General features: G+C 65.8%; 14 protein-coding genes. 10 read left to right on the top strand and 4 right to left on the bottom strand.

Annotated features, from left to right (window positions below):
- The 3 genes from F604_RS12180 to F604_RS0110355 form a co-directional block, all read left to right on the top strand.
- Positions 1-181 (top strand): transposase (locus F604_RS12180; protein ID WP_019551590.1); only part of this gene is annotated, 181 nt, incomplete at its 5' end.
- Between the two features lie 79 nt (positions 182-260).
- On the top strand, positions 261-443 hold the full coding sequence (locus F604_RS12175) for a beta propeller repeat protein (RefSeq protein WP_019551589.1): 183 nt from the start codon (positions 261-263) through the stop codon (positions 441-443).
- Positions 444-951: 508 nt separating this feature from the next.
- Positions 952-1242 carry a P-loop NTPase family protein gene (locus F604_RS0110355; RefSeq protein WP_020700630.1) on the top strand — a complete coding sequence of 97 codons (291 nt, stop codon included), beginning with the start codon at positions 952-954 and terminating at the stop codon, positions 1240-1242.
- Here F604_RS0110355 and F604_RS0110350 read toward each other — a convergent pair.
- Positions 1184-1489 carry a CopG family antitoxin gene (locus F604_RS0110350; RefSeq protein ID WP_019551588.1) on the bottom strand — a complete coding sequence of 102 codons (306 nt, stop codon included), beginning with the start codon at positions 1487-1489 and terminating at the stop codon, positions 1184-1186. The genes F604_RS0110355 and F604_RS0110350 overlap by 59 nt on opposite strands.
- A 309-nt stretch (positions 1490-1798) precedes the next feature.
- Between F604_RS0110350 and F604_RS0110340 the strand changes: the two genes are divergently transcribed.
- The 5 genes from F604_RS0110340 (at position 1799) to F604_RS0110320 (ending at position 3680) form a co-directional block, all read left to right on the top strand.
- Positions 1799-2023, top strand: a complete 225-nt coding sequence (locus F604_RS0110340) for an AbrB/MazE/SpoVT family DNA-binding domain-containing protein (protein WP_019551586.1) — start codon at positions 1799-1801, stop codon at positions 2021-2023.
- Complete coding sequence (gene mazF, locus F604_RS0110335) at positions 2020-2352, top strand: endoribonuclease MazF (protein ID WP_019551585.1); 333 nt, start codon at positions 2020-2022, stop codon at positions 2350-2352. Before F604_RS0110340 ends, mazF begins: the two co-directional genes overlap by 4 nt.
- An 81-nt stretch (positions 2353-2433) precedes the next feature.
- Positions 2434-2802 carry a hypothetical protein gene (locus tag F604_RS12170; RefSeq protein WP_038044756.1) on the top strand — a complete coding sequence of 123 codons (369 nt, stop codon included), beginning with the start codon at positions 2434-2436 and terminating at the stop codon, positions 2800-2802.
- Between the two features lie 184 nt (positions 2803-2986).
- A complete protein-coding gene (locus tag F604_RS0110325; RefSeq protein WP_019551584.1) occupies positions 2987-3250 on the top strand; it encodes a type II toxin-antitoxin system Phd/YefM family antitoxin in 264 nt (87 codons plus the stop codon).
- Between the two features lie 7 nt (positions 3251-3257).
- Entirely contained in the window at positions 3258-3680 is a 423-nt protein-coding gene (locus F604_RS0110320; protein ID WP_019551583.1) for a type II toxin-antitoxin system VapC family toxin, read from the top strand.
- A gap of 332 nt (positions 3681-4012) precedes the next feature.
- Here the strand turns inward: F604_RS0110320 and F604_RS12165 are convergent, their stop codons facing one another.
- Positions 4013-4264: a ribbon-helix-helix domain-containing protein gene (locus F604_RS12165; protein ID WP_019551581.1), complete on the bottom strand. Its 252-nt coding sequence runs from the start codon at positions 4262-4264 to the stop codon at positions 4013-4015.
- Between the two features lie 166 nt (positions 4265-4430).
- Here F604_RS12165 and F604_RS0110305 point away from each other — a divergent pair, with 166 nt between their 5' ends.
- Both F604_RS0110305 and F604_RS0110300 read left to right on the top strand, forming a co-directional pair.
- On the top strand, positions 4431-5396 hold the full coding sequence (locus F604_RS0110305) for a ParA family protein (RefSeq protein ID WP_019551580.1): 966 nt from the start codon (positions 4431-4433) through the stop codon (positions 5394-5396).
- A complete protein-coding gene (locus F604_RS0110300) occupies positions 5393-6262 on the top strand; it encodes a ParB/RepB/Spo0J family partition protein (protein WP_019551579.1) in 870 nt (289 codons plus the stop codon). Before F604_RS0110305 ends, F604_RS0110300 begins: the two co-directional genes overlap by 4 nt.
- A gap of 128 nt (positions 6263-6390) precedes the next feature.
- On the opposite strand, the gene F604_RS12160 is transcribed toward F604_RS0110300, so the two are convergent.
- Entirely contained in the window at positions 6391-6537 is a 147-nt protein-coding gene (locus tag F604_RS12160; protein ID WP_019551577.1) for a hypothetical protein, read from the bottom strand.
- Between the two features lie 36 nt (positions 6538-6573).
- Positions 6574-8076 carry a vWA domain-containing protein gene (locus F604_RS0110285; RefSeq protein ID WP_019551576.1) on the bottom strand — a complete coding sequence of 501 codons (1503 nt, stop codon included), beginning with the start codon at positions 8074-8076 and terminating at the stop codon, positions 6574-6576.
- Positions 8077-8630: the final 554 nt, after the last annotated feature.

Below are 8630 nucleotides of genomic sequence, written 5' to 3'. Positions count from 1 at the left end.
GGCCTACCTGCCGCGGTACAGCCCGCATCTGAACCCCATGGAGAGCGTCTGGCGGCGGGTGAAGGGGTTCCTGATGCCAAGGCGGCACTACGGGGGGGTTGAGGAGCTTAGGGAGGCGGTGGTTCAGGCCCTCAAGGCCCTGGGGGGTGTGGAGTTGAAAATCTTGGGGGAGGGTACTTAGCAGTAGCGCCATCCTCACCTCCCCGGACGGGGTGAACTGGACGCAGCGGACCTCGCCGACGAGGGACTCGCTCAACGGCGTGACCTACGGGAACGGCCTCTTCGTGGCGGTGGGGGATAGGGGTGCCATTCTCACCTCCCCGGACGGGGTGAACTGGACGCGGCTGACCTCGCCGACAAGGTATTCCCTCTCCAGCGTGACCTACGGGAACGGCCTCTTCGTGGTGGTGGGGGAAGGCGGCGCCATCCTCACCTCCCCCTGAACCGGAGATCCCCACGCCCCTACCCCGCCCCATCGCCCGTGGGGCGGGGTAGCCTCACCCGGGGCCCGGCGGGAGTGGGTGCGCCGGCGGACTGGGCCGGTACGCGGCCTTTGGTTGTAGGAACGTCACCCATGCGCAAAACCGCACCTTCGCGAAGGAGGGACCTCCAAAGCGAAACCCCCCGCCGGTGGGCGGGGGGAGTAAGGGTGGGCCCTTCGGGATGAGGGCATCCCTGAGGCCCGGAGATTCCACGGCCTGAGGGCCCTCAGGCCCTTTGGCCGCCGCCCGCCCTCCTCCCCTCGAGGAGGGAGCGGACTTCCCCGTCCCTCACCCGCCGAGGGTGGGGCAGTCCCGGGGGTTCCCTGACAGACTACATGAGTCCGGAAGTTACAGAGTCTGGAAGTCTGTAAGTTCGGAAGTCTGTAAGTGACAGAGTCTGTAACTCTGTAAGTCTGTAACTCTGGAAGTTCCGAAGTTACAGACTCTGTAAGTCTGTTAGTCTGGAAGTATGTTCGTGGGCCGGAAGGAGGAGGGGAGGGCGGTCCTGCTCTCGGTGCGGGCGGGGCGGGGGGTGGTCCTCGCCGCCCCGCCGGGCTACGGGAAGACGGCCCTCCTTAGGGAGCTCCTGCCCGCCCTCGAGGCCTGGGCCCCGGTGGTGTGGGCGGACCGGGTGGTCCCCTTCGGGACCTTCCTCAAGGACCTCTGCCGGGGCCTGAGGATCCTGGAGGAGGCCCTTGGCGCTAGAGGATCCCCTCCCTCTTCTCCTCCTCGTAGAGCCTCTCCAGCACGAACTCCTTGAGGAGGGTCTGGTAGCCCTTGCCCTTCCTCCTCGCCATGGCCTTGAGCCGCCCGAGGAGGTCCTCGTCCAGGCGCAGGGAGATGACCCGGCTCCTGGGGCGGGGCGGGGGCAGGAGGCCCTCCGGGGGCGGGCTCATCGCCTCAAGAAGCTCCTCCCCCAGGCCGTGTTCCGCCCAGAAGCGGGCCTCCTCCTCCTCGCTGGCGAACTCAGGTATGGCCTCCAGGCTGTGGACCTTCTTCAGCTTCATGGCCTACTTACCCCTCTTTCGGTACCGCCGCTTCTCCCCGAGGGAGGCGTCCCGGGCGGTGATCACCCGCACCCTGCCCCGCCGCCGGGTGAAGACCACGAAGAGGATCCCGTCCCAAGCATATACCGGAGCATATACAGGAGGGGGCCATGACCGCCGGGACCCACGAGGGCCTGGCCTTGGCGCCGGGTATAGGGCCCGCCTCAAGGCCAGCCTGCGGGAAGCCCGCCTGGCCGAGGAAGCCCAGCTCGTCCGCTCCCCCGTGCTTCTGCGGTGCGTGAGGAATATACCAACGGCTATACTGAGGCCATGAGAACCCGAGTCGCCCGTTGGGGTCACAGCCTGGCCATACGCATCCCCAAGCCCCTGGCCGAGGCCACAGGACTCCGGCCCGGGGAAGAGGTGATCCTGGAGGTGGGAGGGGAGGGGTTGGTCCTTCGCCCCCTCCGGTTGGATGACCTCCTGGAGGCCATCACCGAGGCGAACCGCCACGAGGAAGTGGACTGGGGACCGGCTACGGGGCGTGAGGCATGAGCTTTGTGCCCGACCGAGGAGACCTGGTATGGCTGGACTTTGACCCCCAGGCGGGACACGAGCAAGGGAGGAGGCGACCTGCCCTCACCCTCTCCCCCAAGGCCTACAACGCCAAGGCGGGCCTGGCCCTTTTCTGTCCCATCACTTCCCGAGTCAAGGGCTACCCCTTTGAAGTGTCCCTGCCCCAAGGGCTTCCCGTGGTCGGTGTGGTTCTAGCGGACCAGGTGCGGAGCCTGGACTACCAGGCCCGGCGGGCGGAGTTTATCGCCCGGGCTCCCGAAGAGGTGGTGCGGTCGGTTTTGACCCGGATCAGGCTCCTGCTGGAGTGAGCGCCAAGCACCGGGCTGGCGCTGTGTCCCGCCTTAGAGGCGCATCTTGGGGCAAGGGGCGGCTTACAAAAAAGAGGGGGTGTGGGTCTATCCCGAAGGGGGGCTTTCCGCCTACCTCTTCCCCAACCCCGCCAAGGGGAGGCGGTCCTCAGGGTCTACGCCCCGGAGGCCACGCCTCCCGGCCCCTACCGGGTGCGCCTGAGGGCCGGGGGGCAGGAGGCCCTGGCGGAGGTGCGGGTGGCCCAGGCCCCGGCGGCGAGGGTGGTCCTGGAGGCCTGCCCCCCGGTGGGGGATTGCGCCGTCCTCACCCTGCCCCGGGAGGGTGGCCCCTTCCGCCTGGAGGCCTCCCCCGGTCCCTACCGCCTCCTGGCCTTCTTGGACCGGGACGAGCCCTGGGGGGAAGCCCAGGTGAGCGCGCCGGCCCGGGGGGTGCGGCTCCTGGTGCGGTAGAGGGCTGGGCCACCCACCGGGAAGCCCAGGGAGCCCTTGGGGATGGGGACGGGGAAGGAGGCCAGTTCCCCGAAATCCGGTGGGAGTCCGCCTTGGGACCTCTGCCCCAAAGGGACCGCCCGTCCCGTATGGGCGGCCTCCTCTGGCCATTGACTAGTCTGTCTAGTTGGTTTATTCTGGCCCCATGGCCAAGACCTGGCAACTCCAAGAAGCCAAGGCCCGCTTCTCCAAGCTGGTGGAGGAGGCGCTAAAGGGCGAGCCCCAGCTGGTCACCCGGCGGGGCCGCAAAGCGGTGGTGGTCCTGGACTGGGAAACCTACGCCCGGCTCACGGGGGAGAAGCTCGCCCTCTGGCAAGCCCTCCGCGCCCCCACACCCCTCCCCAACGATGAGGCGGAGGCCCTCTTTGCCCGGACGGAGGCGGAGCACCGGGAAGTCTCCCTCTTCTGAGACCACCGTGGCCTACCTCCTGGACACCAACGTCCTCTCCGAGACGGTCAAGGCCCAGCCGGACCCCCAGGTGGTGGCCTGGTTGGAGGAGACGCCCCTGGGAGAGGCTTACCTTTCGGCCCTGACGTGGGGGGAACTGGTCCAAGGTGTGGTCCGGGCCCCGGTGGGACGAAAGCGGGCCTTGGAGTCCTGGCTCCGGGGGGTGAGGCGGTCTTTCCAAGGGCGAATCCTGCCCCTGGACCTCCCGGTGATGGAAGTCTGGGGCCGCCTGGTGGGCGAGGCCTTTTTGAAGGGCAAACCCCTCTCCCCCCTGGACGCCATGCTGGCCGCCACGGCGCTGCACCACGGTTTGGTCCTGGTGACCCGGAACGTGCGGCACTTTGAGGGCCTGCCCATCGCCCTCTTCAACCCTTGGGGCGAGGCGCAATGATCCCACGCCCAGTACCCTAAAACCTATGCGCTAACCCAAGTCCGACATTCCGCACCCCCCTCACTCCAGGAGGTAATATCGCCCTGCCCCCAGCAGGCGCACCGCGGTCTCGTGACGGGGGGCCAGGTTGAGGACCAGGGGCCTGCCCTCTAGCTCCACCAAACGCACTCAGATGAAGAGGTGGAAGGCCCAGGTGGCCCAGGTCGTAGAGCTTCAGGTCGGGTTGGGCGCTCGCCCGAAAATCCAAAGGCATGGGGGCAGGGGTGCGGAATGTCAGGCCCTTTAACACTTTTACGACAACCTCTGAGTGACGAGATAAATGGCGACTTTCGTCAACCCCTCCCGCACCCCTCCTCGGCGTATAGCGCCTCCCGGTCTAAGCGCCAGCCTTCAGGGAAACGGTGGGTCCCAGCAAGGTGCCGGGCTTCCGCCAGAAACGCCTCAAGGGAAGCCCTCGCCTTGGCGGTGGCTTCCCCCTCTTCACCGGAGAGAAACCGGTCCAAAGCTATGCGAACCAACTGGGCCTCGGAGACGCCCAGCTTCCGGGCCCGCTCCTTCAAGAGTCGGTCCTGGTCTTCCCTCAAATAGAGCCCCTTCCTGACCGCCAGTCCCAGTATACATCCCCGCCCTTGGAAGAGGGCGAATGGCGTGAGAAGAAGCGTATCCCTGAAGGGTCAAGCCGAAGAACGTGGTCAAGGTTTGCCTTACGCCTACTTGCGCCTATGCGCACCTATCTGGTAGTCTTCCACCATGCGCAGGGAAAGGCTGATACCCCTCCTGGAGTGGGCCCGCAGGGAGGGAATGTCGGAAAGCCTGGCGCGGAAGTGGATTCGGGAGGGCCGGGTGGAAGCCGTTCGCCTCGGCCACTACTGGTACATCCCTGAGGTGGTGGATGGACCCGAGCAGGGGACCCAGACCTATACCTTCTTCACCCACGCAGGCGGGGCAGGGAAAACCTCTTTGGCCCGGGACCTGGGGTTCGAGCTGGCCTCGAGGGGGTACCGGGTCCTCTTGGTGGACGCCGACCCCCAGGCCAACCTCACCGCCTGGTTAGGCGTGGACCCCAACTCCGTGGCAGAGGAGGAAACCCTCCTCAAGGTCATCCGTCAGGATCTTCTTCCCCGCCCTAGGCAGGTAGGCCGGAACCTCTACCTGATTCCCGCCTCGGTGAACCTGGCCATGGGGGAACTTGAACTAGACAAAAAGCCTTTGGGAGCTCTGGCATTGCGCACAGCTTTAGAAAGGGTGGAGGGGGAGTACGACTTGGTGCTGGTAGACTCCCTCCCCTCCTTGGGCTCCCTGGCGGTGATGGCCGCCCTGGCGGGGGACGGCCTGCTCGTTCCCGTAGAAACAGGGGCCAAGGGCATCCAAGCCCTCGGAGCAGTGGTCCAGGTAGCCCAAGAGTACCGGGAAGCCCTCAGAAAAGTGAACCCCGAAGGGGTAGCGGGGAGGAGCCACATCATCTCAGCCTTCATCCCCACCAAGTACGACGCCAGGACCCAAGGGGACAACCGCATCCTCCAAGCCCTCGGGGAGTTAGAGGAAATCGCACCCGTGGCCCCGCGTGTAGCCTATCGCCCTGGCCCCCATCGAAAGGCCACTGAGGGACAGATACCGATCCAGCTCACCGGAGACCGGGAGGCCGCCGAAGAGGTGGCTCTACTCACGGACTTCTTGCTCAAGAGGGTGTTCCGCTTTGAGGAGGTGGTGGCGTGAGCGCCATCCGCGCTTACTTGAAGGGCCTGGTGGAGGAAGCCAAAAGTCCCGCCACATCGCACCTCCCCCTCGAGGCCCTACTCCCCTCCCCCCAGCCCCGCAGGCGCTTTGAGAACCTCGAGGCCCTCGCCGAGAGCATCCGGGAGAAGGGGGTCCTCCAGCCCCTCCTGGTGCGGCCTCTCGGGGACGGGCGGTACGCCATCGTGGCCGGGGAGAGGCGGTACCGGGCGGCGAAGATGGCGGGGCTTGCCGAAGTCCCGGTCCGGGTCCTGGACCTTCCGGAGAAGGAGGCCCGCCTCCTCGCCCTGGTGGAGAACCTCCAGCGGGAGGACCTGAACCCCTACGAGGAGACCCTGGGGGTGCTGGACCTCCTATCGGAAGACTTGGGGAAAACGAGGGAGGAGGTGGTGAGCCTCCTTGAGCGGATGCGGAAGGAGAAGCGGGGGGTAGCAGCCCATAACGTTATGGGCACCCCCGAGGCCCAGAGAGTAGAGGAGGTCTTCCAGGCCTTGGGCCGCATGACCTGGGAGTCCTTCGTGCAAAACCGCCTCCCCCTCCTAGGGCTCCCCGAGGACCTGAGGGCGGCCCTGGAGGAGGGCGCCATCCCCTACACCGCCGCCCTGGAGCTCAAGAAGGTGAAGGACCTCGAGGCCCGGGCCCGGCTCCTGGAGGAGGCCAAGGGGGGCCTCTCCCTGAGGGAGCTCAAGGGCAGGGTGCGGGAGGTCTTGGTGAAGGAGAAGGCGCCTCCTCCCTGGCACAAGGAGGTGGCGACGAGGCTTGCCCGGCTGGACCCGGAAAGCCTCCCTCCAGAGAAGCGGCAGGAGGTGGAGCGGCACCTGAAGGCTCTCCTCGAGCTGTTGGGCTGAAGGCCCCGGAACTTTTTGGCGGAAAGACTCGGCTACCCCGGTATCCGGGAGGCCTCCTCTAGGCTGCCAGCGGTGAGTCCCCTCCACGACCCCGAGGCCAGGAAGGAGCCAGCGGTCCGGGAAGAGAACTAGGGCAGGGGGAAGGCCTCCCCGACAAGCCGGCCCAGGGCCAGGACCAGCCCCCCCGGGACCGGGGCCAGGTGGGGGCGGAGGAGGAAGCGGAGGACGAAGGGCCGGGTCTCGGGCTCTTCCTTGGGCCCAGGCACCACCCGCACCCGGCCCAGCCCCGCCCAGGCTCCCAGCCACTCGTTCTACCGTTCTTCCTCTTCATCCTCGGGGGCAGAGGAGACAGATGCTGTGGTCTGCCACCCCCCGCTCCGTATCCAGGCCACCGGGTCACGGGCTTCCAAGAGGGCCAAGACCTCCAAGAGGCGTTCGCTCCACCCCCCTACCCGGATCACACCCCGCTCGGGGAAAGCCAGGGGGGAGTAGCCCGCCACGTTGACTACGTGGACGCTCCGATCGGGGTCCTGCCGTTTCCACTTCTTTAGGGGGTCATAGGCGCTGTCGTGCACTTGCTCATCCGTGAAAATGACCACACGCCGCCCCGAGAAGTTGGGAAGGGTCTTCTCCAATGCCTTCCCTAGGTAGGTTCCGCCTCCACCCTTAGCAAGAAGCTCATCTACGATTCGGGTTATGGGAGCACTCGGGGGAAGGTGCACGGGGTGAATATCGTTACTAAAGCCCACGAGCTGGCCCCCGGTCCTTCGGTAGAGCAGAGCCCCCAGGCTCGCCGCCGCTAAGGCGTAGGTAGCCTGGCTCCGTGCGGAAATAAGGCTAAACATGGACCCCGATACGTCCACGAGTATTAGGGTTTCCCCTACTAGGGGCAAAGGGGGGAGGGAGTTCTCTAGGGCGGCTTCCAAGAGGTGGAGCACCCTCTCGGGCCATCCTTCCCTCCGCCCCATGAAGATGGCCTGGAGCCACTGGTAGGGGTAGATGCCCCACTTGGCCACCTCCGGGGAAAGGAGCTTATTGGCCAAAAGCCCCTGCGTCTCTTCCTCCCGTAGGAGGCCGAAACGGTGCAGATTGCTTAGGTTGCGTACCAGGGAAAGGCCCCTAAGGTGGGGAAGGGCTTCTAGCCAGGACTCCCGGCTCGCCCCCTTGACCGAAAGAATCCTTTCCCACGTGGGGCGCTCCTCCAAAACCTGGGCCACAAAAGCTTGGGCCTCTGGAAGGCTTCGCTTCCCCCTGACCAACCACTCGTACACAAGAGCGTGGGCCGGGTCTTGAGGCTTGGGGTGGGAAAGGATGAGGGCATCCCGCTGAGAGAAGGAGCGCCCCTTCCTCTGATACTTGAGCAGGGCCCTTGGGCTCATGGCGTTGAGCCTCGAGGCCACAGCCCGCTTCAACCCCTTGGTGATCTTCCACCCCTGGGCCCGGGTGTAGGCCAGGGTCTCCAGGTGCTCATCCCCTCGCAACCACACCCCGCGTGCGGCCTCCTCCGCCACCTCCTTCGGGCCCCACCAGAAAAGGTGGGCCACCAAGGCGCTGGGTCCCGAACGAAGCCCTAGCACATGACGGGCATACTGGGCCAGGGCGGCCACATACCGGGGGTCCTTTTGGCTTAGCGCACGCGCTAACTCATAAAAACGCTCCCGGCGCGAGAGGTCCCCCTCGTAAAAGGTGTCCCCGGAGAAGAGGCTTCCCGCCACTAGGAGCAAAAGCTCCGTCTCAGGGCTCGCTAGGTACCCGGTACCGCCCTCATAGGTCAAAGCCACCCTCTGGGCTCGCTTCGGCACGTTGAAGGACATCAACCCTCCTTGGGGGCAGAACGCTCCAAAAGCTGACCAACTGCCTTATGCCTCTGACCAGACCTGTTGCGCTACGGGTTGTATGGGGACTATCTTCAACCTACAGACCGAGATGTTTGTGAAAGTTGCCCGGGGATGGTTGCGCTCCGACTTAGTAGCCAAGTGGGGAATCTACCCCTACCATTGGCTCCGCCCCATGCGCGGTACGGAAGTATCGGAGGCGCTGCGCCGCCGGGCAAGTAAGCATGCTACCATAACCCCGCCGCTTTTGCAAGGGGGTGTAACAGGACTTTACCCACATCTCCGTTTCGTGGTAAATCTCCCCTTGCGGGCGCAGCCCGTATCTGGTACCGGGGGTGATCCATGGACATGCTCAAGGTGGCCGAGGCCAGGCTCCAGGAGTTCACGGGCCGTTTTGCGAGCGTTTTCCCCCGATAAGCGCCTCCACCGACGGTTTGAAGAGGTGGTGCGGGGCGCCTTGGCCGCAGGCTCAGCCCGGGTGAGCGAGATGGTGGCCTCGCTCCCTTCTCCCCTCCAGAACCGCTTCCACCAGG

Source organism: Thermus scotoductus DSM 8553 (assembly GCF_000381045.1).
Lineage (GTDB): Bacteria > Deinococcota > Deinococci > Deinococcales > Thermaceae > Thermus > Thermus scotoductus.
The sequence above is the reverse complement of the archived record's forward strand: the minus strand, read 5'-3'. Positions and strand labels throughout refer to the sequence as shown.